General features: G+C 37.7%; 18 protein-coding genes. 5 read left to right on the forward strand and 13 right to left on the reverse strand.

The features are described from left to right. Positions 1-71 precede the first annotated feature (71 nt). From R2R35_RS01170 to R2R35_RS01180, 3 genes are all read right to left on the reverse strand, one after another. On the reverse strand, positions 72-1,403 hold the full coding sequence (locus tag R2R35_RS01170; protein WP_317732672.1) for a D-alanyl-D-alanine carboxypeptidase family protein: 1,332 nt from the start codon (positions 1,401-1,403) through the stop codon (positions 72-74). A gap of 258 nt (positions 1,404-1,661) precedes the next feature. Next, positions 1,662-2,000 carry a hypothetical protein gene (locus R2R35_RS01175; RefSeq protein ID WP_317732673.1) on the reverse strand — a complete coding sequence of 113 codons (339 nt, stop codon included), beginning with the start codon at positions 1,998-2,000 and terminating at the stop codon, positions 1,662-1,664. Between the two features lie 11 nt (positions 2,001-2,011). Further along, positions 2,012-3,049 (reverse strand): asparaginase, encoded by a 1,038-nt coding sequence (locus R2R35_RS01180; RefSeq protein WP_317732674.1) that lies wholly within the window; start codon positions 3,047-3,049, stop codon positions 2,012-2,014. Positions 3,050-3,695: 646 nt separating this feature from the next. Between R2R35_RS01180 and R2R35_RS01185 the strand changes: the two genes are divergently transcribed. After that, entirely contained in the window at positions 3,696-4,451 is a 756-nt protein-coding gene (locus R2R35_RS01185; RefSeq protein WP_317732675.1) for a D-alanyl-D-alanine carboxypeptidase family protein, read from the forward strand. On the opposite strand, the gene R2R35_RS01190 is transcribed toward R2R35_RS01185, so the two are convergent. Both R2R35_RS01190 and R2R35_RS01195 read right to left on the reverse strand, forming a co-directional pair. After that, positions 4,405-8,634 carry an acyl-CoA dehydratase activase-related protein gene (locus tag R2R35_RS01190; RefSeq protein ID WP_317732677.1) on the reverse strand — a complete coding sequence of 1,410 codons (4,230 nt, stop codon included), beginning with the start codon at positions 8,632-8,634 and terminating at the stop codon, positions 4,405-4,407. The genes R2R35_RS01185 and R2R35_RS01190 overlap by 47 nt on opposite strands. Before the next feature lie 173 nt (positions 8,635-8,807). After that, entirely contained in the window at positions 8,808-9,377 is a 570-nt protein-coding gene (locus tag R2R35_RS01195; protein ID WP_317732678.1) for a hypothetical protein, read from the reverse strand. A gap of 253 nt (positions 9,378-9,630) precedes the next feature. Between R2R35_RS01195 and R2R35_RS01200 the strand changes: the two genes are divergently transcribed. Together R2R35_RS01200 and R2R35_RS01205 are read left to right on the forward strand one after the other, a co-directional pair. Beyond that, a complete protein-coding gene (locus tag R2R35_RS01200) occupies positions 9,631-10,194 on the forward strand; it encodes an acetate uptake transporter (protein WP_317732679.1) in 564 nt (187 codons plus the stop codon). Between the two features lie 51 nt (positions 10,195-10,245). After that, a complete protein-coding gene (locus tag R2R35_RS01205) occupies positions 10,246-11,262 on the forward strand; it encodes a phosphotransferase enzyme family protein (RefSeq protein WP_317732680.1) in 1,017 nt (338 codons plus the stop codon). Here R2R35_RS01205 and R2R35_RS01210 read toward each other — a convergent pair. From R2R35_RS01210 to R2R35_RS01220, 3 genes are all read right to left on the reverse strand, one after another. After that, positions 11,244-12,056 carry a DNA-3-methyladenine glycosylase family protein gene (locus R2R35_RS01210; RefSeq protein ID WP_317732681.1) on the reverse strand — a complete coding sequence of 271 codons (813 nt, stop codon included), beginning with the start codon at positions 12,054-12,056 and terminating at the stop codon, positions 11,244-11,246. The genes R2R35_RS01205 and R2R35_RS01210 overlap by 19 nt on opposite strands. A gap of 81 nt (positions 12,057-12,137) precedes the next feature. Continuing rightward, positions 12,138-14,195 carry a methyl-accepting chemotaxis protein gene (locus tag R2R35_RS01215; protein WP_317732682.1) on the reverse strand — a complete coding sequence of 686 codons (2,058 nt, stop codon included), beginning with the start codon at positions 14,193-14,195 and terminating at the stop codon, positions 12,138-12,140. A gap of 232 nt (positions 14,196-14,427) precedes the next feature. Further along, positions 14,428-15,012, reverse strand: coding sequence for an AAA family ATPase (locus R2R35_RS01220; protein ID WP_317732683.1), 585 nt, complete (start codon positions 15,010-15,012; stop codon positions 14,428-14,430). Positions 15,013-15,338: 326 nt separating this feature from the next. Here R2R35_RS01220 and srtB point away from each other — a divergent pair, with 326 nt between their 5' ends. Together srtB and R2R35_RS01230 are read left to right on the forward strand one after the other, a co-directional pair. Further along, positions 15,339-16,364 (forward strand): class B sortase, encoded by a 1,026-nt coding sequence (gene srtB / locus R2R35_RS01225; RefSeq protein ID WP_317732684.1) that lies wholly within the window; start codon positions 15,339-15,341, stop codon positions 16,362-16,364. Positions 16,365-16,518: 154 nt separating this feature from the next. Further along, positions 16,519-18,180, forward strand: coding sequence for a putative bifunctional diguanylate cyclase/phosphodiesterase (locus R2R35_RS01230; RefSeq protein WP_317732685.1), 1,662 nt, complete (start codon positions 16,519-16,521; stop codon positions 18,178-18,180). Positions 18,181-18,604: 424 nt separating this feature from the next. On the opposite strand, the gene R2R35_RS01235 is transcribed toward R2R35_RS01230, so the two are convergent. The 5 genes from R2R35_RS01235 to R2R35_RS01255 form a co-directional block, all read right to left on the reverse strand. Next, positions 18,605-20,830 (reverse strand): endospore germination permease, encoded by a 2,226-nt coding sequence (locus tag R2R35_RS01235; RefSeq protein ID WP_317732686.1) that lies wholly within the window; start codon positions 20,828-20,830, stop codon positions 18,605-18,607. Further along, the gene (locus R2R35_RS01240; protein ID WP_317732687.1) at positions 20,830-22,377 is read right to left on the reverse strand and encodes a spore germination protein; all 1,548 of its coding nucleotides are present in this window, start codon (positions 22,375-22,377) and stop codon (positions 20,830-20,832) included. Before R2R35_RS01240 ends, R2R35_RS01235 begins: the two co-directional genes overlap by 1 nt. 293 nt (positions 22,378-22,670) lie before the next feature. Then, positions 22,671-23,240, reverse strand: a complete 570-nt coding sequence (scpB, locus tag R2R35_RS01245) for an SMC-Scp complex subunit ScpB (protein ID WP_317732688.1) — start codon at positions 23,238-23,240, stop codon at positions 22,671-22,673. 42 nt (positions 23,241-23,282) lie between these two features. After that, positions 23,283-24,038 carry a segregation and condensation protein A gene (locus tag R2R35_RS01250; protein ID WP_317732689.1) on the reverse strand — a complete coding sequence of 252 codons (756 nt, stop codon included), beginning with the start codon at positions 24,036-24,038 and terminating at the stop codon, positions 23,283-23,285. 45 nt (positions 24,039-24,083) lie between these two features. Then, entirely contained in the window at positions 24,084-24,728 is a 645-nt protein-coding gene (locus tag R2R35_RS01255; RefSeq protein WP_317732690.1) for a hypothetical protein, read from the reverse strand. Positions 24,729-24,829: the final 101 nt, after the last annotated feature.

Consider the following 24,829-nt stretch of genomic DNA (forward strand, 5'->3'; position numbering starts at 1 on the left):
AAAAAGTTTCATAAAATCGTCAGAAAAATGAAATATTTTTGACATAATTCTTAAAATAGTAATAAATAGTATCATTTTAAGCATTGCCATAGGCTGTAAAGTTTATCAATACAATATGTAAGATCAATCTCTTCAACAGAATTTTTTGTTAGTACAGGAATTTCGGCAATCAGCTCCTCACCAATATAATACTTCGCAGTACCAACTTCCGTATCACACATAATCGGTGCTTTTAATAATGCTGGCAGCGTATAATCAATTTTGACTTTTTCTCCTTCTCTCATCAGAAGTGAAATGTCTCCCTCATAATAGAGATCGGCATATTTTTCTTTTCCTTTTACTACTACTACCGGATCGAACTGCTTATCGGCATAAAAAACCTGCTGCATTTCATAATTATTTACCCCATAATCCATTAAAGATTTGGTATCTGCCCATTTATAGTTCTTATGAGGAGGCCACCCAGCTCCTAAAACGGCAGAAACAAAGGTCTTCCCGTTTCTTTGGACCGCACCTACAAAACAATAACCTGCTTTTCCTGTAAATCCAGTTTTTATGCCAATTGCTCCGTTATACAGGGTTAGGAACCTGTCTTTATTACTTACTGAGAATCCTCTTCCTTTGCTTATCTCTGAGAATTGCCAGGAAGGGGTATTAATAATCTTAACGAAGGTTTCATTTTCAATGGCATAACTGGCTATTCTAGACAATTCTACAGCTGTGGTATAGTGTCCGTCAGCATCTAATCCATTAGGAGTAACAAAATTTGTGTGCTCACACCCAAGTTCTTTCGCTTTGGCATTCATCATCATAGCAAAACATTCCACCGACCCGCCTACATGTTCTGCTATTGCAACCGCAACATCATTGTGGGATTCAAGCATGAGTGAATATAAGAGATCCCGCAGATAAAATTTTTCACCAGCCACGGCATTTAATTGCACATCGGGCATACTGGCTGCATATTTAGAAATAGTAACCACATCGTCCAGATTAGCATTTTCCAATGCTATGATGCAGGTCATTATTTTTGTCGTACTGGCCATGGGAAGTTCTTCATAACCGTTCTTTTCATAGAGCACCCTGCCATTGCTGGCATCTACCAGAGCAGCAGCTTTGGCAGTAAGGCTGGATTTCTTTATTCCCTCTTCCTCGGTTACAGAGTCTGTTTCTGATTTTTCCGTTTCTTCTTGATTTTCCTGCCTGATTTTCTCAATCTCCTGAGCAGTTAACCCGTCATCTGCTGATTTAATCTTTTTGCTTTTCTGGCTGTTTTGATTATTGATTTCCTTTAAAACAACTCTATCTTCCGTTAATTGCTGCAATACGCTTCCATATTGTGCTGCAGAAAATACAATGATTACGAAAAATGCTGCAGCAATTCCTATAATACGATTTTTCATATCGGAAAGCATCCTATGATGTACTTATCATTATTCTATTGCATGCACTTCGAGGATATCCCATATTTTATAAGAAAAAAAGTTGGACGAGATTATTTTTACGAACTTGCTTTAAGATGCTTCTATGTCCTTTTTTATCAATTGAATATAAATTGACAAGACATTATTACCCATAAGCCAGCATACAACATATGAGAACCGTTTCTATATTAGTGTCTGTACTAATCTGTATTAAATCCAAAAAAATAAGACTGTTTATTATGATAAAATGATGTAGCAAAATAAGAAAATTATTAACGCAGATATTACCAGCTTAACGGTATGATGGGATAAATTAAGCTTTCCATGAAGTTTGTAGCCATTTAGGATAGAGGATATATGTATTAATATAAGACCTATGCTCAAAAGAATTACATAAGGTAAAAACAGCTTTAGCATTGCCAGGGAAGACAGAAGTGTCAAGATACCTCCTGTAATCATAGGTAGCTTTTCCTTTTTCAGGTCTATGCTCTTATTTCCAGGACCCTTTATGGCTGCAAGTATCAACAATAGACTGTATACTGTAACAAATATTATATATAAAATCTTAATTAACATACCATACCCCCTTACTCTGAAGGATATCTGACAGCCAGCTCCCCGCAAAGATTAGCCTGTAACAATTTGACCAGTTCCTCATAATTTTCTGTACAGCCAATAGCCCACATAAGCTTTGTATAAACTGCCTCTGTTGTCATATCAAAGGCTGATAGAATGCCATTTTTCTTAGCTGTCATACCCACCTCATAGGTATCCAGATTAACTCCGTCATAAACACACTGGGTAGCCATGATTACAGGTATTTTCTTGCTGACAAGATGATCGATCTTTGCCATCAATTCTTTATTATCTACAGGCATACCACCAAGACCATACCCTTCAATAATAACCCCCTGGTATCCGCCCTGCATGATATAGTCAATTAGTGAAGACTCGATTCCCGGAACCATTTTAAGAACAAATATTTTAGGTATTAGCTTATTTCGACGTTCCGGGATTATTATTTCTTCAAATTTTTCCGCTTCCTTCATCACCGTATATTCATGGGTAATAAATAATTTATTATCCTTTATAATTCCCACATAGGGATAATTACAACTGATGTAGGCGTCTCTATTGAGGGAACTTCTCTTGTAAGCTCTTGTCCCATTTATCACTTTATCATGGAATACTACAAATACTCCTTTTAATCTGGCATCACCGGCTGCAATAACTGCATCCCTGAGATTCTTACCGCCATCACTATCCTTATAAGATAAAGGAATCTGAGAACCGGTTAGTACTATAGGTTTACCCACTCCCGCAAATAAATAAGACAGCATCGCAGCACTGTAAGACATGGTATCTGTTCCATGCAGTATAACGATGCCATCATATTTATCGATACTTTTCTGAATGGAATCCTTCACAATGTACCAGTCCTCCGGTACGATATTACTGCTGTCTTTATGAAAGACTGCTTCAATATCTATGATATATTCGCCTGATAACTTTAATAATTTCTCATAGAGAAGTCCTGATACATCTTCCCTGCTAGGGCTTAATCCCTCTGATGTCATAAAACTTAATATGGTTCCGCCTGTTGTTAGAACAAGTACCCTTTTCAAGGTCTTTCCCCCGCTTCTATTTTATTTAATATTCTGAATACTTAAAATGTATTATATGCCAAGGAATATTGATTTGCAATTAATTTCTGTTTTGCGAATATACCCATTTAAGCCATATTTTTGCATTATATACAGAATGCAAGGTATACCTAATAATTTAATAAGAGAATCTTAAGGTTTCATAAGAGCTCTTTAAAACACGCAGGGATATTCATCTGATATAATATAAGCATAAGTTGCATTAAGCTTTTTCATTTCTTTTGTACAGAAGGATTCCTTATCGTTTCAGAAGGAAGTAAAAAAGCTGACCTTCAATTTATAGTTGCAAGAATTATGATAGAGCAATCTTACATATCGTTCTCACTGTCTGTATTCCATTTCATTACTATAGGAACTTAATAATACAGTTGGCGTTAAGGTACATTATTAAAAGCATCATACCCTGATTTGTGGCAGTATCACATCTGCAGGCAGCCGATATATGAAATGAGAACCCGTGTGATAGTAAGAGAATAAGAAAGCGACTGCTGCATTTGATTGTAGGGTTAATAGCAAATTGATGGTTCGTTTGAAAACAAAAGACTGCTTTCAAACTACTGATCCGGAATATGAAATCGTAGGTTTCATATTCGCGAAAGAGGTTATTATGAAGAAAATTAAACTGGAAAATAAGAATATACATAAAGGTAATCTCATTCTTGTAAATGAAGAACATCCTATAGAAGAAAAATATGCAGCCAATGACACTGCACTTGTTGGAATTGATTTTTGGAATCAAAATATACTCTTAGATTATGTGGCGGCAAAAGAACTCTCCCACCTGTTAACAGAATTAGAATGCGGAAATGATATCATTCCGGTTAAAGGTTATGAAAACACCTCAGCCGTTCACCCAATGAAGGATAGCGAACACAGTACGGGGCTTGCTGTTGATCTGTCTGCCAATATTATTCATAAGACCTCAATGATGTCCGGATTTCCCAAAAAGGGAGTCTGCAAGGAGTTTCGGAATATTGCTTCAAAACATGGATTTATTGAACGCTATCCGAAAGCCAAAGAGGACATTACAGGTGTAGAATACCACCCCGGCCACTTTCGTTATGTAGGCTACCCCCATTCAATTATCATGGAGGAGCTGGATATTACCATGGAGGAATATCTGAAAGTAATTGAAGATTATTCCTCTGAAAATAAGACTTTCAGCTATAGGGATAAAGAGAATCTTTATGAAATCTATAAGGTAAAAGCCGATAAAAACGAATCTACAGTTGTAGAAATGCCGGATAATATCCCTTTTACCGTTAGTGGAAACAACATTGATGGTTTTATTATGACTCTTAAAAAAAGAGCCAGCCTTAGTCTGTTTGCAAAGCAACGGAAAGTAATAATTTTACCCGGTTGATTTGATTGACCTGTGATATTCCGGGATCATAATCGATAGGCATAATATTTGCCGACGGGTATTTCTCTTTTAATACCTTAAACATACCTCTTCCGGTTATATGATTTGGCAGGCAGGCAAGGGGCTGGACACAGAGAATATTAGGGACACCATTTTCCAGGTTGTGTATCATCTCTGCGGTTATCAGCCACCCTTCCCCTGTCTGATTACCAAGGGAAAGAAACTCTTCAGCCTTTCCTGCCAACTCCTGAATAGAGGACGGCGGCAGGAAACGGCTGCTTTTTTTTAGTTCTTTAACAATAGTTTTTCGGTAATAGGATATATATTGAATTCCCAGAGCACAGGCATTCATTGTAGTCTTCTTACCACTGAGGTAACGGTGCTTAAATTTGGAGTTATAGAGGGAATAGAAAAAGAAGTCCAGAAAATCCGGAAGCACCACTTCCGCTCCTCCCTCCTCCAGAGTTTTAATGATATCCCCGTTTGCCATTGGGTGATATTTTGCGAGTATCTCTCCTACAATAGCCACCTTGGGTTTGCGGGCATCTGTTACCGGAATTGCTTCAAAGGCCTTCACAATATCCGTTACATTCTGATCAAACTGAAGTTTACTTCTGTTCCTGACATTTGTCTTAACTCTTTCTTTCCACAATTCAAAGACTGTCTGCGAAGCACCTTTATCAATTTCATATGGTCTGGTACCATAAAGCAATCGCATAAAGAGATCCCCGTAGATTACCGCCATCATCATTCTTTTCACAAATACCGGTGAGAGGTGGAATCCAGGCTGTTCATCCAGGCCAGCTACGTTCAAGGAAATAATGGGTACCTTTTCAAGCCCTGCCTGTCTTAACCCAAGTTTAAGGAAGGACATATAGTTGGTCGCTCTGCAGCCTCCACCGGTCTGGCTGATAATGACTGAGGTGTTATCAAGATCATATTTACCTGATTTTAATGCACCGACTATCTGACCGATTAAAAGCACTGCTGGATAACAGGCGTCATTATTCACATACCGAAGACCTTCTTCTATGGCTCCGTTGTCATTATCCGGAAGTACCTCCATCCGGTAACCGGAAGCATGGGCAGCTTCTCTGATCAATTCAAAATGAATTGGTGCCATTTGAGGCGCAAGAATGGTATGCGCTTTGCGGTTTTCTTTGGTAAAGGGCTTTTTCTGGTAACCATAATTATAACTTTCATTAATAATGCTGGTTTTCTTCCGTTCTTCCGATGCTGCTATCAGGGAACGGATACGAATTCTGGCTGCACCTAAATTGGCACCTTCATCTATTTTAATCAGAGTATATTGTTTTCCCATAGAACTTAAGATTTCAATCAACTGGTCTGCGGTTACAGAATCCAGACCACAGCCAAAGGAGTTCAGTTGAACAAATTCAAGTCCATCTATCTGTCCCAAGGCTTCCGCTGCCCTGTATAGCCTTGAATTAAATGCCCATTGGTCTACAACACGAAGCTTGGAACGCAAGGGAACCAGATGCGAAATACTGTCTTCTGTCAGCACACCAAGACCATAGCTTTCTATCATCTCTGGAATACCATGATGGATTTCCGGGTCCACATGATAAGGTTTACCGCAAAGGACAATACCCTGCTTTCCGTTTTTCAGCAGATAAGCAACGGCTTCTTCTCCTTTCCGCCGGATATCCTCCTTAAAGGCTTCGAATTCTTTCCTGGCTCTTCTTACTGCTTCTTTTATTTCCTTAAGCGGAATCTGGTATACTCTTAGTACTTCATACATATTTTTAGCCAGCTGGTTATCATCATTCATATTCAGAAAGGGTGAGATAAAGGTAACACCTTTGGCAGCTTCAATATTATTCTTAAGCACTTCTCCATAGGAGATAACAATAGGACAATTAAAACAGTTATCTGCGTCTTCATATTCTTTCTTTTCATATACAACAGAGGGATAGAATATGGTATCAATCCCTTTTTCAATCAGGTCAATAATATGACCGTGGGTTAATTTTGCTGGGTAACACACAGAATCTGCTGGAATACTGTCCATTCCTTTCTGATAGATTTCCTTTGAGGAAGGGGAGGATAACTCAACCCGAAAGCCTAAGAAGGACAATAACGTAAACCAGAAGGGATAACTTTCGTACATATTAAGAGCTCTGGGTATTCCAAGGGTTCCTCTAACTGCCAATTCTTTTGACAGAGGTTTATAAGCAAAAAGTTTCTTGTATTTATAGGCATAGAGATTGGGGATCCTGTCTTTTGTACCATTAATCTTTCCTAAGCCTTTCTCACAGCGGTTACCAGTAATATATACCTGATCCTGTCCAAGGTGATTAATGGTTAACAGGCAATTATTGTTACAATGCTGGCATCTGGTATTATCTGTGGTTATATGGAATTCGTTGAGTTGTTCTCTGTTAATTAAAGTACTTCGATGATCTGCCTTATAAGTATCTCTGGCAAGCAGAGCTGCACCATATGCGCCCATGAGTCCTGCTATTTTTGGACGTAGTACTTCCCTTTCTGTAACTGCTTCAAAACATCGGAGCACAGAATCATTCAGAAAGGTTCCCCCCTGTACCACAATGTATTTACCCAGTTCCTTTTCATCCCTGATCTTAATAACCTTATAAAGAGCATTTTTGATAACAGAATATGAGAGCCCGGCGGAAAGGTCTGAAACTTCCGCTCCTTCTTTTTGCGCCTGCTTCACTTTGGAATTCATGAATACGGTACACTTGGTTCCAAGATCCACCGGTTCCTTCGAATACAATCCCATGCTTGCAAATTCGCTGATGGAAAGATTCAATGACTGAGCAAAGCTTTCCAGGAAAGACCCGCAGCCTGAGGAGCAGGCTTCATTCAAAAGAATATTATCCACCCGCCCGTCCTTTAGCCTTAAGCATTTCATATCCTGGCCGCCAATATCCAATATAAAATCTGCTCTTGGCTCAAAGTTCCGTGCCCCTCTTAGATGCGCAATGGTTTCGATTTCGCTCATATCCAGATGAAAAGCACGCTTTATAAGCTCTTCACCGTATCCGGTAACACAGCCACCGCTGATAGTAACATCTAAAGGCAGCTGGTCATATATCTCTTTTAATAAAGCAGCTGTCTTTATAACCGGGTCCCCGGCTGACTTGGTATAATATTCATATAGCAGTTCTCCGCTGTTTCCGATAAGAACAGCTTTTAGTGTGGTAGATCCCGCATCTATTCCCAGATAGACATTACCCGTATATTCTGCAAGAGGCATTCTTTTACAATCACACTTTTCATGACGTTTTAGAAATTTCTCATAATCCTCAGAGGAGTTGAACAAAGGGGCAAGGGTGTTGGTTTCTTTGCTCTGTTTTAAGGATTGTAATCTTTCTTCCAGAATCTTTAAGGTAATTATTTCTTCTGTCTCATATTTCTTATCCTTTAAGAGCAAAGCTCCTCCAATAGCCGGAAAAAATAATCCATCCGCAGGCAGGTACACTTCCTCAGGATTCAGCGTTTCTATAAATCTCTTTCTAAGCTCCGACAGAAAATAAAGGGGGCCTCCAAGGAAAGCAATTTTTCCTTTAATAGGTTTACCCCAGGAGAGACCTGTGGTAGTCTGATTAACCACTGCCTGAAAAATAGATGCGGCGATATCTTCTTTTCTGGCTCCATCATTTAACAAAGGCTGTATATCTGTTTTGGCAAATACACCGCATCTGGAGGCAATGGGATAGATCGTATGCGCTTTGGTGGCATAATCATTTAGACCTGCAGCGTCTGTATGAAAGAGTGCCGCCATCTGATCAATAAAAGAACCTGTCCCGCCTGCACAGCTGTTATTCATGCGCTGTTCCGTAACCGGTTTTAAGTAAGTAACTTTGGCATCTTCTCCACCAAGTTCTATTACTGTATCTGTCTGGGGAAGATATGTCTTAACCGCCTTTGTGCAGGCGATAACCTCCTGCTCAAAAGGCAGAGAAAGCCATCTGGACAAGGATAATCCACCGGACCCTGTTATGATTACCTTGCAGGGAATGTCACCCATATGGGTTCTGCAAAGGGAAACCACCGATTGAATGGTGTTCCTTAGGTCAGACAGGTGTCTTTTGTACTCTTTATACAGAATACGGTTTCCATCGTCTAATACTGCTATCTTAATCGTAGTTGATCCTATATCCAATCCGATTCTGTAATAATCTGATATTCTATTCATGAAAATAACCTCCGAATTTCCTGTTCACTAATTATCGCCTGAAAACAGCTGATACTTTATTTGCATAAAGTCTTCTATAATTATGAACAGAAATCCGGAGGTCATTCATTTTCAATTAAATCTCTTACAATCAATAAACAATGGATTGTTTAATTGTATATTGATATTGGCTTCTAGTAAAGAGCAGTTAACATATTACTTTTATCAATATGGATATAACTAATTTTCTGAGAGGTTTCATCAAAAAATGCTTTTCCTTCTATACATAATTTTGAGTTTCGCTGGTTTTTACCGGTAAAACCTATATAAACACGAAAGGTATAATGTCCTGTGCTATCCTTATCTTTGCTTATTTCAATATCTTTAAGAGACAGCTGACATCCGGATTTTAATGCTTCAAAGCAGGTCATGGATAAACGCTGCCTTACAAAGGAATCATATCCGTCCACCGTGAAGTAGTCATTGAAGGCTTCCATTTCCTTTACCGGAAAAGCCTGTGTTCCATTCCACTTGCTGGCTGTTATTGCCTCTTGCATTGCCTGCCAGTTATCGTACATTTGAATCATATTCTGATCCGGTTCAAAGATACGTATTATGACCTCTTCCAGAACAGCCTTATCATTCTTCTCGGCAGACTTTACGGTATATGGAAAAATGCCGTTGAATAGGAATATAATTAGAATAAATAGCTGTGAAAATACCAAAAACCTGATTTTATTTTTATTGTTGTTATATATTTTCATATCAACACCCGTGCCTTTCTCACAATGAAACAATCACAGTTTCGATACAAATTTATTTGTTGGTTGTTTTATGCTAAGTATTATATCCACTTTTGGCTATTATACTCATTTTTAGGTTCAAAAAACAAAACAAAGATTTTTGTTGAAATCACGCGAAATAAATGTTAACATATGTCGGAGTGCTCATTTTAGCCCTTTTGTTATGGCTGTATCTGTCACCGAATCAGAACTTATGAAAGGATGTTAACAATTAATGTCAACACAATCCACACAATCTTCCATTGCAAATCCGGGACCCCTTGGTCTTCTTGGATTTGGTATGACTACCTGTCTGTTAAATCTACATAACGCAGGTTTTATTCCCTTATCCATTGTTATTGTTGCAATGGGCTTTGCATTGGGCGGCGCTGCACAGATTATTGCAGGCATCATGGAATTTAAGAAGGGAAACACCTTTGGTGCCACTGCCTTTACAGCATATGGCTTTTTCTGGTGGTCATTGATCCTTATCTGGACCAATCCTATGTCCCTTACGAATGCCGCAGATAAAACCAGTATGGGATTTTATCTGGGCTTATGGGGTGTATTTACACTCTTTATGTTTATAGGAACTTTAAAACATAACCGTATAACACAGATCGTATTCGGTTCACTTACTGTACTGTTCTTCCTGTTAAGCGCAGCTAATTTTACAGGCTCTGAAGCGATACATACAATCGCAGGTTATGTAGGAATCTTCTGTGGACTCTCTGCAATTTATAATGCAATGGCACAGATAATAAATGCAGAATTTGGCAAAAAAATCATGCCAGTTTAATTACTTTCTGCTGTTCAGGTAAAAGTTAAATGCAATGGAATGGAGGTAATCATGGAAAAACAGATACACAGTATATTTAACGATGAAATTCTTACAAAAGCAGCCAGTTTCTACGATATGGACAATGAAAGTCTTAAAAAAGTCGGTGGTTTTGAGAATTATGTGTACGGTTATCGTTTAAAAGACAAAGAGTATATTCTTCGAATTACGCATAGCTCTCACAGATCAATAGGTATGATGAATGCTGAATTGCATTGGGTTAATTACTTATCCCTCATGGGTGCTGATGTCAGTCAGCCTATCGCATCAAAAAACGGCTTGTTTGTTGAAAAAATACCATCAGGATCAGATGATTACTTCCTGACCTCAGCATTTGAAAAAGCACCTGGCAATCACGTAAGACCGCAAGACAAAACAGATGCTCTTTATGAAGAATGGGGTCGTTGTATCGGCAAACTTCATCAGCTTACCAAAACCTATGAAGCAGATAAGTCTTGTCCCTTAAGGCCTTCCTGGTATGAGGACCCTGTCTTTTACAAAGCGAAGGATTATCTTCTTCCGGAAGATTATTTTATTGCTGATAAACTCTTTCAATTGACAGAAAGCATAAAAAAACTGCCCAGAGATAAGGACAGTTATGGTCTGATTCATACAGATGTTCATTCCGGAAACTTTTTTGTGGATAATGGTAAGATTACTATTTTTGATTTTGATGATAGTTCCTACCAATATTTTATCAGTGATATCGCTATTGCACTGTTTTATACGTTGCTTAACATAGAAGATGTGAAGGAACGAACCACCCATTCCTATCACTTCTTAAAACATTTTTTAAGAGGTTATCGCAAAGAAAACTCACTGCCGGATTTCTGGCTGGATACACTTCCGGACTTCTTGAAATTAAGGGAATTAGAGCTTTATGTCGTAGTGTATAGAAGCTGCGATATGAACAATCCCGGTCCTTGGGAAGCAAATTATATGAAGAACCGCAAAGAGCTCATAAGCAGGGATATCCCTTTTATAGGGGAGGAACTTGATTTTTCTTTGCTTTACAGTGAGCGTATGTAATAAAACATGTACTGCTGAACAATGCCGGCATAACCTTTATATCGATCGGTTTCAAATTGATTGTTGTATATGTCCTTTAATATTCGCTCAATCCAGACATCAATGGGAAAGGCGTCAATTTGATGAAGTCCGTATAAAGCTACACAATTTGCAACCTTGATACCAACCCCCGGCAATTTCATCAGTTCTTTCACAGCCTCCTCAAAAGATAGATTTGGGAGGCTGTGAATATTTAGCTCTCCCTTCATAACTGCAATAGCTGTTCCTCTCACGTATTCATCTCTATATCCTAGACCGGTTTCTCTTAATGTTTCTTTACTTGCTTTCGATAATACCTCTGCTGTAGGGAAAGTATAATAGACAGTTCCTGTAAAGGCATCCTTTCGTTCCTCTCCAAACTTCAGGGATAATTCTTCCACACAGCGCTTGATAGCTGGAATACTTTTTCTCTGAGAAATGATAAAGGTAATAAGTATTTCAAAAAGCTCCTGTTTTAGAATTCGCAGGCCATAGCCATAATCAGCTGCTTTTCTTAAAAATTCATCTTCGCCGGAAAGTAGCTTGCCAACAATCTCTTCATAATCATAATTCAGATCAAAGTATTCTTTCCAAAATTCATCGTATGCTTCTGAATCACAAGAAAGTTCAACTCTTTTAGCATCCAATTGTTTCAGGTGTAAATATCTGTTTCCTGCAATCAGTGAAAATTCAGAATCATTTAATCTATTCATTCTAAAACACTGACCGGAGGAGGCTATATGCTCTAATATAAAATTACTGCTTTCAATTATCAATTATATGTCCTCAAATCTAATGATTATTAACTTACTACACGTATAGAAAACCGTATTAACACAATATAATCTGTATATATTTTAGTCGTTAATTGTAAAATTTGCAACTACACGGCTTAAATTACCGGATATTTCATTTTCTTTTTCGATTAATTCCGCAACTTCTCCGACTACATCAGATACGACCTCTGCATTGGATAAAATAGAACCACTGTTTTCAGCCGCCAGTTGAGAACCATATGCGATTTCTGTTATCGCCTTTGCTACTTCTGAACTGATTCTGTCGATTCCTTCTGTCATTTGCACTATAGCGGTAATATTATCATCAATGGCTAAGGCTTCTTTTCCATACTCCCTTGCCGTATCTACAAAATCCTTGTAATCTGCCGTCACTGTGTCTTTCATAAATTCCAGCATTTGATTGGAGTTTTCTATCAAATTTGTATATGCCGCTGTGACCTGGTGGATGGTTTTCTTGATATCCTCGACGGTATGCGCTGCCAAAGCTGCAAGGTTTCCGATTTCTGTTGCAACCACTGCAAATCCTTTTCCCTGGGCTCCGGCTCTGGCTGCTTCAATAGAAGCATTTAACGACAGCAGATTTACCTGTTCTGCAATTTCTGCTATCTGCTCTGCCATCATACCAATTGAATGAACAATCTTAGCATCCTCCAGACTGCTCCTTAATTTATCTTCATTATCCTGTATTAAAGCTACTGCTTTATCATAGGAAGTTTCACTCTTTTTTTCTGCCAGGGTTGCTCTTGCCTGAATATTCCCTGCCAGTTCCTTACCTGACATTGTCTGAAAGGTAAGCATATTAATAGAGGAATGTACTTCTTCGACAGAGGCGCTTACTTCTTCTGTTGAGGCGCTGGAGCTCATCATTACTTCACTAATATCCCTGATGGATGTATTGATATTGTGAAATTGTTCTGTGAGCTTGTGAACTACCGTATCAAGGGTATTACCTGAGTGTTTAATCCCTTCCGCTCCTACAGCTATTTCCTGTATCACTGTCCGGTTGTCCATCAGCATCTTATTTAAGGAATTTATCAGCTGGCTTAATTCATTCCGGCCTTTTTCTTTAAGGGGTTTAATGGTGAAATCGCCTTTTGCCAGTTTAAGGGTAAAATTATTGGCTGCTTTGATCTTAATAGTAATGCTGCTTATCTGGAGGACGATTACAATGGCAGATACTGCCATGGATATTATAAGGCTGATGATAAGTGCTAACCCAAGTTGATTTAGCGGGCTCTTTATCTCCTCCTCCGACACTTTAGCGACGATATGCCAATTTACCAATGGCACCGTTTTGTAATATGCGAGGTATTTCACTCCGTCCTCTGTATAACTGCCATCTCCTTGACCGTTATTAAGTATTTCCCCGCCTATTTTTTTTAAGGTTTTGTTTTCTGACTCCTGAATATTTTCCTTTAGTATTTTAGCCTCGGGAGCACCTGCTATATAGAGACCGTCGTTTGATAATAACATTACGGAACCTTTTTTTCCTATTGTTATGTTATTAATCATATTTTGTATATCGCTAACCTGCATATCCACAGTAACCGCACCAAGAAAAGTATTATCTGCTGAGTAAATAGGTGCTGTACATGACATAATGGTAAGGCCCAGACTTTCATCATAGTAGAGTTCAGAGAACAGGGCTTCTTTTCCTTTCGTAGCATTCTTATACCAGTCATAGGAGAAATAATCATACGCTGCATTGCTATACTCATAAGTTACGACAGCTTTATCGCCTTCTTTATGGACATATGGTCCCGTATATTTTTCATTTTTGTCATATATGTAGGGCTCAAACCAAATTCCACTGCCTAAAACCATCGCATCTTCCTGCACCAGAGAAGATAGCATTTCTTCATACTGGGAGAGAGAGGTACTGGTATAAGTCGACTGAACACTATGACTTAGACCTTTTGCCATTGTTGTAATTTTTTGCAGGCTTCGCTCTATCATATTCGTTTGCTTTTCTACTTCCGAATTCATCTTAGCATGAATCTGGTCCTTAATAATGTTCTCACTTTGGGTATAGCTGATAAAAGATAATGCAAGCATGGAAATCAAAATAACGGATAGAAGCACTGTTAATAACTGCGATGTAATTTTTCGAAAACCCATAAGAATACCTTCCTTTATCGTTACTATTTGAAAGGATTATACTATGGATGTTCTCATTTGTCACACATTTTTTTCAATTTTTTACATAAAGTATAATAATTATGATTTATTTTACATCATTTTCATATATGCATATAATAATATGTTAATTTATGGTATTTCAAAACATTTGCTTTAAAAAAGAGCTAATGGCCATAAAATAACCGCAATAGCTCTATAAATCTAAAATATTTCATTCTTCCAGCTGCTTTACACATTCATTCAAAGAGTTCTTGAACTCTTCGTCGGAGGAATTTTTAAATATCAATAAATCATCAACTGTTTCTCTGTCATCTAACTCAGTAGGTATATTAAAATTACAGCCTGCTATATACTCCTCCCAGTGTTCCAGTTTCCAGGTATCTCGATCTGAATTCCGTCTGATCATGCGTTGTTTACAGACTTCTATACTGGTTTCAACCCAGATTACCACTAATCTTGTATTTTTCTCACGGAGTTTATCTTTTAAGTCTTTCATATATGCTTTATCACGTATTTCTCTGGTGAAAGGAGCATTAATCAAGGCGATATCATCATAATCCAGCGCTTCCAATGCCAATGCCACTATAGTCTCATATTCGTAATCCCGTATATTCTCTTCAAAGAAATCGGAGCTTCTATTGTATTCCTCTCCTGCTACTTGAAAGATTTGTTTGGAAAGTAATATTAGTGTATCTTTATCCAGATAAACCACATGCTTTAAGGCCTTGCTGAGTTCCTTTGAAACAAAGGTTTTACCGCAAGCCGGTGGCGATGTAACCAATATCAGCTTTTTCATTTATACTCCCATCTGTGCACTCAGACACTATAGATTATTATTATTTTTGATAGTAATTCTACCTCAAATTCTATTATATGGCAATACCTGTACCAGACTGTTTGAATATTATAGCATGAGAAAAATTCTTAAATTTACTTTGTGTGCATTTCAATTGAGAAAAATGTATAGTATAATAGCAATAAACAACGAAAGATTAACTTTAGAACGATATATCAACTTTGATATGGAAGGCTATGAGCGTAAATAACGGCTTTCATATCCTATCTGATTTGGGAAATCACCAAGCATACACATGAAGCCATAAAAGAGAACAGGAGCTTACGATGAAGAAAAGACAGCATAATTTCTACAACTACATAAGATACTTCTCAGCGATTCTATTTGTTCTGTGTTTATTATATATTGGAAACGCTTTACTGCTCCAGCCCTATCTGTCTGCTCGAGTCGTCAATGATGCCAGAGCTCTTTACGCAAATGGTAAAGAAAAGGCCATTGCAGCGCAAGGGCTCGCAGCTGAAAGCGTGATGACACCAGAATTATCTCCTGATTCTGATACATCTGCTGATAGTTCTGATATTGCTCTATCGGAAGAACTGCATGATAAGGAGGGTAGACTTCTTGAATTCACGCAATTGTTAGCTCTAAATGAGGACGTAAAAGGATGGCTTACCGTTGGAGGTACCAATATAGACTACCCGGTTCTGCAATCGGGTAAAGAGGATCCAGAATATTATCTTTATCGGAATATATACAAAGAGAACGACAAAGCTGGCAGCCTGTTTCTTCATGCAGGTTCCCTGCTGGGAGATAATGAAAAAAACCTTGTAATCTATGGACACAATATGAAATCAACCAATACTATGTTCCACCAGCTTTTAAAGTATGATAAACTGTCCTTTTATAAAGAACACCCTTATATAAACTTTGACAGTATCTATCAGAAAGGGCAGTGGAAAATAATTGCTGTAATAAAAGCAGACGCGGATACGGATAATACTTTCTTTAACTTTATAAGAACCTCTTTTACCGGAGATACTGATTTTCTGCAATATATTTATGAATTACGCAATCGATCCATTTACAATATTCCCGTTGATGCTGATGAAAAGGACGAACTGCTGACATTGGTTACCTGTTCTTATGAAATGGATAATTACCGAACGGTTGTTGTAGCCAGAAAATTAAGGGCTGAAGAAACACTTTCAGTCGATACTGAGAAGGCAGTTGAGAATCCCCACCCTCTCTATCCAAACAGCTGGTATGCCTATTACGGCGGAACAAAACCTGTTATTCCGGCTTTCAACGAAGCTTATGAGGCAGGAACAATTGAATGGTATTCGCATAGGTAATAATAGGATTTATATTGTTTTAAAACTATCACAAGTGGTAAAAAATACAGCTTATAGGAAAGAATTATTATGAATATATTCAATGACTTTTTCATGATCCGATGATATAATATAACATAACTTTTTATTGAACATTCAAAAGAGCTGGTGACCTATGGAAAACACAACAAACAAGCAAGGCAGAAGTAAGCCTTCTGCTATTAGTCGCATAAAGACCTACTACCTGGCACATATGAAGTATAATCCTTCTGCAACCACTATCAAAATATCTTTGCTGTATTTTGTTTTTGGAATTTTATGGATTGTTTTTTCCGGAAAAATAATCTACATGATATCAGATGATATCAGGATAATCCGGAATTTCGAATTTTATAAAGGCAGTTTCTTTGTAATCTTATCCACTGGTGTTATTTCTATTCTGATATATCAAGGAGTTTCCAATTACGAGAAAGCTAAAGTAAAGATTCATGAAAATCTGCTGGATTTAAATGAATCTCACAAGGAAACTATTCGATTAAAAGAAGAATTGAAGATATTAGCCTGTACTGATACCTTAACTTCCATGCCGAATAAATTTGCATTTGAAAACAGAATGGAACAGTTGATTGATGAAAATATGAAAACTGGAACCTCCTTTGCGTTCCTGTATCTGGACATTGATAATTTCAAACATATCAATGATACAGTGGGACATGATGCAGGGGATTTTTTCTTGGTAGAATTTGGCCAACGGCTTACGGAAAGTCTATCGGATTATGATATTTCTGCAAGAATCGGAGGCGATGAATTCGCCGTACTGCTGCAGCTAGATGGTAACAAAAGCAAAGCAGAAAATATACTGAATGAGCTTGCTGCAAAGTTAAGGCGTATCTGGGTTATTAATGAACATGAGTTTTTTATAACTTTCAGCGTCGGTCTGACGGTATTTCCAAGAGATGGCATTACTACTTTAAAATTATTACAAAATGCTGACCTGGCTATGTATTCTGTAAAAGAGACCTCCAAAGATAATTATTCTTATTATAGCTATGAAATTGAAACTACCAACCGTAAGCGGATTGCAATGATCAATTCCCTGCGAATGGCAGTTATTAATAAGGAATTCAGCCTTTTATACCAGCCTATTACCACTTTGACCACTGATACCATTTGTGGAGTGGAAGCACTTATTCGTTGGAATCATCCTGTTAGCGGTTTTATTCCCCCTTCAGATTTTATTCCTCTTGCAGAAGAAAGCGGTCTAATTACAGAAATTGACAAATGGGTACTAAGTGAAGCATTGAAGCAGAAGAAAATATGGGAAGACAGTGGTTATCCTCCCATTAAAATCTCAATTAATATCTCCGGACACAGCCTGCGATGGAAAGGACTCGCCAGTGAGATACGGCAGCAGCTGGACATTACTGGGGTAAAACCAAGTGAAGTTCTCTTTGAAGTTACTGAAACTTCCCTTATTGAAGACATGGATACCTCTGTCGAATTGCTGAAATCTCTTCGAGATATGGGTGTTCGAATTGCATTGGATGATTTTGGGATAGGGTACTCTTCGTTAACCTATCTAAAAAAACTTCCTATTGATATCGTGAAGCTGGACCGTTCCTTTGTAAATGAAATTACGAACCAGGAGCATACGGATATTATAGTAGAAACAATTATTCGTCTGGCTCATGATCTGGATTTAAAGATTACAGCGGAAGGTATTGAAACCTCTAATCAAAGGCAGTACCTCGCTAATCTTCTATGCGATTTCGGTCAAGGCTATTACTACAGCAAACCCGTTACCAGTAAGGCAATTGAAAATACCTGGTTTCACTGAAAAGACTCTTTTTCTACAAATAACACACGGAGTGTTTTTGGACCGCAGTGACTGGAAATAACAGCACCCGCAAAAGTAATATAAATATGCCTGAATACCTTCAGCTTTTCTATCTACCTTTTACAAATAATATTCCAGATTAACTACATTTATTTAATAGACGTAAATAATCCTATCATATCCTCCGGAAATAATGAAACCTGTTGATCTGGCTTTTTATTTCCGGAAGAAATTAAGCATCATCTTTTATGATTTAAGCTTTATTCCGGTAAATCACCAGAGAATATAATAACACAAATTATTTCTTGAATACAAGATTCATATTTTTTAGAATAATACTTCTTGTCGTTGAATATTACTCTTGTTATTGTATACTACTTCTTGTTGGTGTATAATATTTGACACTGTATATTATTTTTATGATTTATTGAATATGGAAATCTACTGTCAGATTAACCGTCAGATCTTTCAAGAATTCCTTTTGCTTATCCCTGTAATCTAACCAGATACTCCTGTCCCGGTAACCTGTCATTCGATATAGATTAATGAAATCAATACCATTACCCAGACTTATTGCTTTTATGGCAGTTCCAATATTCTCACTGACATAGGCATTGCATTCCTTTTCAACTCTTTCGATGGTATCATTCTTACTTTCATCCTCTTGCTGGTCAGCACCTTTTTGAATAGACGCATACCCTTCAACTAACATGTTCAGATAAGGTTTTCCTGCTTCTTCGTAAAATTCCATCGTACGTATAAGCCTGTTTATTTTTATGACATATTTAGGTGGTCCGTCTTTTTCATCTGGTGGCAGATATAGAATCTTGTTTTTACCAAAGCCACTGGCATAATAAATGAAATCACTCTCTTTTTCATTTGCAAGATAGCTGATTGTATCCTCGGAGAAGATTCCAAGACCGGATACGACAACCTTCTTATCCGTAGTTTTGAGCATTGGTATATTTACGCTCAGATCACCTTCATTTCTTGCCAGAATCAAATCTCCTATATCTATTTCTTCAATTCCATTGTTTCTCAAATTAATTCTGCTCATCTGAGACAGATAGTCACCGATTCCTCCTTCAACATCACCATTTAACTCAATAATGCTTTTCGCGGTACTAGCAGAAAGAAAAACCAGTGTATTACGCCCGATTTCATATTTATTCTCTACATAAGATAGAAAGGAGGACATCATCTCTTTGTTTTTTGTAATTCCTTCTCCAAGTATTATGGTCTTAAGCTGGCTGAAATCAAGGCGTTTATTATTTTCTCTCCCATAATCTTCTTCTATTTCCGAGAAATCCTTGTTCTTAAACGTCAAGGTTAGTTTCTTTGGATCTTCAGCTCCCTGCTCCGTAAGTGCTTTTAAATCTGGAAGGATATAATAAACCTCTATCATATCCTCACCCAGTGTATCAATTCCAACTGCCTGGATAAAGTTCCTGTCTTCTATTTCAGTCATATCACTGCAGCCAGTTAGTGTAAAGCTGGCAAGAGATACTAAAAAAATTAAGATTGTATTTGCAACAACTTTTCTATTGATAATTTTCTTCAACTTACCAGTAGCTGCCACCAGTACAGGTATTATGATGGATTGAGGCATACCAATGTACATCATATATTTCTTAAAATATAGATAGAACTGTTCTGTCTCTATAGGTATGACGGACGCTCCAAAGACAAGCAGTATAAGTGGCACCAATAAATAGTTGCGATTAGATAATTTCGTAATATGCCCGGTAATATAACTTAAATAATAAAACAAGGCACCGGTTAAGGTAAAGATTCCGAGAAGCCAGATAGATAATATAAAGGCATCCTGTCTCTGCAGAAAACCACCAGGCAGTCGAACCATCTGAAAAGTATAAATTGCAGACCAAAGTTTACCGCCCGTTTCAATTCTGCCCAACATCCCCATTGTAACTATATACATGAGGATATTAAGTATTCCGGTTATTGTAAGAGCTTTTGCAACATGACTATAGAGCTTTTTCCCTCTCTTGATATCTCCTTGTCTAAAGTGTATCAAAGGTATGGAGAATATCATCAACTCCAAAGCACTGTAAGCAATCAGAATCTGATAACTTCCTAGTCCAATATCTGCGAAACTCTCTGTAAAAAGCGGTGTAAGATTACCCGGGTCCACTTTACGCAGTCCTAAAAGCAAAAAGATGAAGACAGGTACAATTACCAGGAAGAAAATTACTTCAGTAATTCTGGCTCTTACTTCTAACCCTTTTGAGGCAGCATAAGCAGAAACAATCAAAAGAAACAGGATGATAATTCTATTATCGGTATCTGCCAATAAGGTCTGGTTTATAATCTGTCCGAACAGCCTTGCAGAAAATACAAGGCAGAAAAAGAGCTTAATAATGTATGGTATGCCAACAAAGAAGGTTACAAATCTCCCAAAATTATCATCACAGAAATTAAGATAACGTCCGCCTGTCTGCCTGCATAAATAAAGAATTACATAACCATAAAGAAAAGCATACAGCGTCCCCAGACAGATAGAGAGCAAACCGTCCCTTCCTGCCGCACCTGCCGCAATATTAGGTATTACTATTCCGGATACACTGAAAAGATCAAATATAAGAAGCCTGTTGAACTGTCTTAAAGATATCTTATCGTTTTCTGCAAACATTATTGCTTCTCTCCCTTCTCCTTATTATTATCACTTTCATTTGTAACCAGTCTGGTTCTTTCATCTTTCATGGCAAACAAAGGACGTCTCTTAAGGGTTCGAAAAGGAAACCGTACCATTCCATCCTTTGTATCCGAGCCTTGATTGATTCCCGAAGCAGCAAAAGGAACCAGATACGGAATGCCAAAGCTCTTTAATCCTCCCAGATGTATCAGTAATAAAATGATTCCCATAATAAACCCGAAAAGCCCCAGGAAAGATGATAAGATCAAAATAAAATAACGTACGATCCGAAAGGCGGAAACAAAAGGCTCATTGGGAACCGTAAAAGCTGAGATTGCCGTTAAAGCAATCACAATAACAACAATTGGACTGACTATATTAGCATTTACCGCTGCATCACCAATAATCAATCCACCCACGATACCAAGAGTTCCTCCCATTGGCCCTGGGAGTCTGATTCCTGCCTCCAACAACATTTGAAAACTGATTTCCATAATAATTACTTCCACCAGTACCGAAAAAGGGACACCTCCTCTGGCAGCCGCAAAGGATAAGGCCATGGCTGGGGATAATAATTCTGCATTAAAATTAATTACTGCTACATAAAGGCCCGGTAATGCAATGGTTATAAAAGCACCTATATATCGGAGAAGCCTTAAAAAGGTGGCTACTTCCCATCTGGTATAGGCATCATCTGAAGCCTGGAAGAAGGAATTCAAGGTAGTGGGAAGCAACAGTACAATTGGTGAATTGTCCACAATTATTACGACCCTGCCTTCCAAAATAGCGGATGCAGCTTTATCCGGTCTTTCTGTAGATTGGAATTCCGGGAAGGGGGAATAGGTATTGCGTTCTGTAAGCTGTTCCAGCATTCCGCTGTCAAATATACCGTCTATTGTATATTTCTTTAATCTTCGTTCAATTTCTGCCACAACTTCTGGTCTAGCTACTCCTTCCAGATAGCAGATTGCTACATCCGTAGCGGTTCTTGTACCTATTTTGGTCTGTTTGATCTTAAGATTTGTATCTTTTATTCTTCTTCGCAGCAATACGCGGTTTATAAAGAAAGCCTCACTGAAACTTTCTTTGGAACCTCTCACAGCAACCTCGTTTTCACTGGTGGGAACACCACGGTTCGGCATTTTTCTTACGGATACTTTAAGGGCTTTATCGTAACCGTCTACCAGAATAATGGTGTCACCCGAAAGTATCTGCCCAACGATTTCAGGAATAGTAGAAACTTCGGTTAAATCTACCGTCTGAATTCCTTTTTCTTTGATGTATTCAAATTGTCCTGTGGCAGGCATCTCCTCCAAATCCCTGAATAACTGCTGAAGGGTATTCATTTCCAGTAATTCTTTGTCAATCATGTTATCAATATAGATAACATATATGTCCACTGTATTAGCGGAACCAACAGTCAGTTTTCTCTTTACCACATCAGCACAGTTATCAAACAATGCACAGAGGGTGTCTATATTTTCATCCAGTTTCTTGAAAAAAAGTGCCGTTATGCGGTTATAATCGTCATGCAAAAGGGTCATGTATGCCTCCTTCAATTTTCATCATTTTCATATATCTGGTATTATATCCAAAGATACGCTGATTACTCAGGAAGTCATTAATTTGCAAAAGCAATAATAAAAAAAGCTGTCGGATTTTCAAGGTATAAATACTTTGAAAAATCCTGCAGCTTCTGTATATCAACTTCTGTATGTCAACTTCTGTATATCAACTTCTGCATGTAACTTCTTTATGTCAACATAAGAGTGTCTTTACATATTCTGTGTCATGTTATGACACCAGCCTCTTTCATCTTAAGTGATGCTTTTCTATCTTAAATGTCAAGTTTTAATTGAACCTCTTCCTCTGCTTCCAGCTTAAAGTCTTCTACCTTATCTGTAGCAATAACTGGCAGGTCCTCTAAGGAGTGAATTCCAAAACTTCTTAAGAACTCCTCTGTTGTACCAAACAGAATTGGCCGTCCCGGTGCATCCATTCTGCCCACTTCGCCTACGAGACTGTACTCAATAAGCTTATTCACAGCATGATCAGATTTTACTCCTCTTATCGCTTCAATCTCCAGTTTGGTTATAGGTTGTTTGTAGGCGATGATAGACAGAGTTTCTAACAAAACATCTGTAAGAATGTGCTTCTTGGGCACATGCGTAATCTTTATCAAATAATCATAAAGCTGCGTTTTGGTACATAGCTGAAAAGAATCGTCTAATTCAATAATTTGTATACCTCTCTCTTCAGCGCTGTATTCATCCATCATGGAATGCACAATTTTACGAATGGTATCTTTATCATGTCCTAACGCTATCGATAACCTGTCCAGCTCCACAGCTTCTCCCATGGTAAACAGAATGGCTTCGATAGCTGCCTTTACCTGATTAATTTCCACTAAAACCTCTTTTCTGTGTATCCAGCCTGGTACCGGCTTACCTCACACTACCACTTCTTCTTTATATGTAATCATAATATCATCAAATAAATTGTCTTGCTGAATATGAATCTCACCTGTTTTCATAAGTTCAAGTATACCAAGGAATGTGACAATGATTTCGATCTTATCCCTCTGCCCCATAAGCAGCTGATAAAAGGAAAAAGTCTTGTGCAATCTGCCATACTTTTGAATTTCCTCCATTTTATCAGAGAGATTGCCTTCTTCTTTTTCAATACGTCCGAATTTACTACGAATAGGGTCAATTTTATCCACCTGCCGTTTTATAACCGTTTCAAAAATGCGATGTAGTTTGGCAAGGGTTAAATCAGAGAGAAGAAGTGAAACATCCACTTTCTCTTCATAATTCTTAATTTCTTCCGGAATACTTGGATTCTTATAAAATGCTCGTCCAGCGTCTAATTCACGATCTTTGAGTTCCAGCGAAATGTATTTATACATCTTATATTCCAACAGTCTTTCAACCAGTTCCTGCCTCGGATCCTCTTCTTCTTTTCCGAGTTTTTCGTCTTTTGGCAGAAGCATTTTAGATTTTATGTTTAAAAGGGTGGCTGCCATAACCAAAAATTCGCTCATGACATTCAAATCTTTTGTTTCCATATGATTCACATAATCCAGATACTGCTCCGTTATAAGAGCAATGGGAATGTCATGTATGTTCACCTTGTTTTTATCTATCAGATGTAATAACAAATCCAGAGGACCTTCAAATACCTCCAGCTTAAATGAAATATCCATATATACCTCTCGTGGCAGATTTAATACCATTATTAATAAAATATACTAAAATATCAGCAGCAAACCCTTGCTCAGGTTGTCCGCAACTTGCAGAATAAATAAAATAACGCTTATGGATACATCGTACAGAAATCCAAAAATAATCATAAATATCAATAATACCTTTATAAAATAATCATTTTTTATAATCGTAAAATATCTTGAGGGGGATTTCGCAGCTATACATAATCCCATATCAAAGGTTGATACCGGAAACAAATTAATCAGCAGCATGCTGATACTGATAAGCGCAGTATATATAACACTCATCTGATATAACAGAACAGGTATACTGTCATTTGAATTTATGCTGAGCTGTGCCGTAAAATCTCCTGAAAAATAGAGGTAAATCATACTTGCTGCAAATACAATAAAAAGACTGGAAAATCCGCAGATTCCAAGCATCAGATTACTCTTTCTGTTCTTAAGCCTGTACATATAGGGTTTAGAAAAACCAATCTGGTTGGTGAAACAGAATAACATACCGATGGGATCAATGTATTGATATAATTTATATATATTTCTTTTCTTTTTAGAATCTTGATTCGGATTTAGTCTGTTATATAATAAGGCTTTCGGAAACTCATGAAGTATCATTACGACACAACCAGCTATAAAGGAAGCCAATAGCCTTATTAATTCAATTCTCATAAATGTATTTCCTCCTGCTTTTTGCATTTTACCATAGATGTTTCTATATAAGTTGATATCTTTTCCCTTTACTGCAAGACAAGAATGAACCTACAGTGCAT

The organism is Anaerocolumna sp. AGMB13020, from assembly GCF_033100115.1.
GTDB lineage: Bacteria > Bacillota > Clostridia > Lachnospirales > Lachnospiraceae > Anaerocolumna.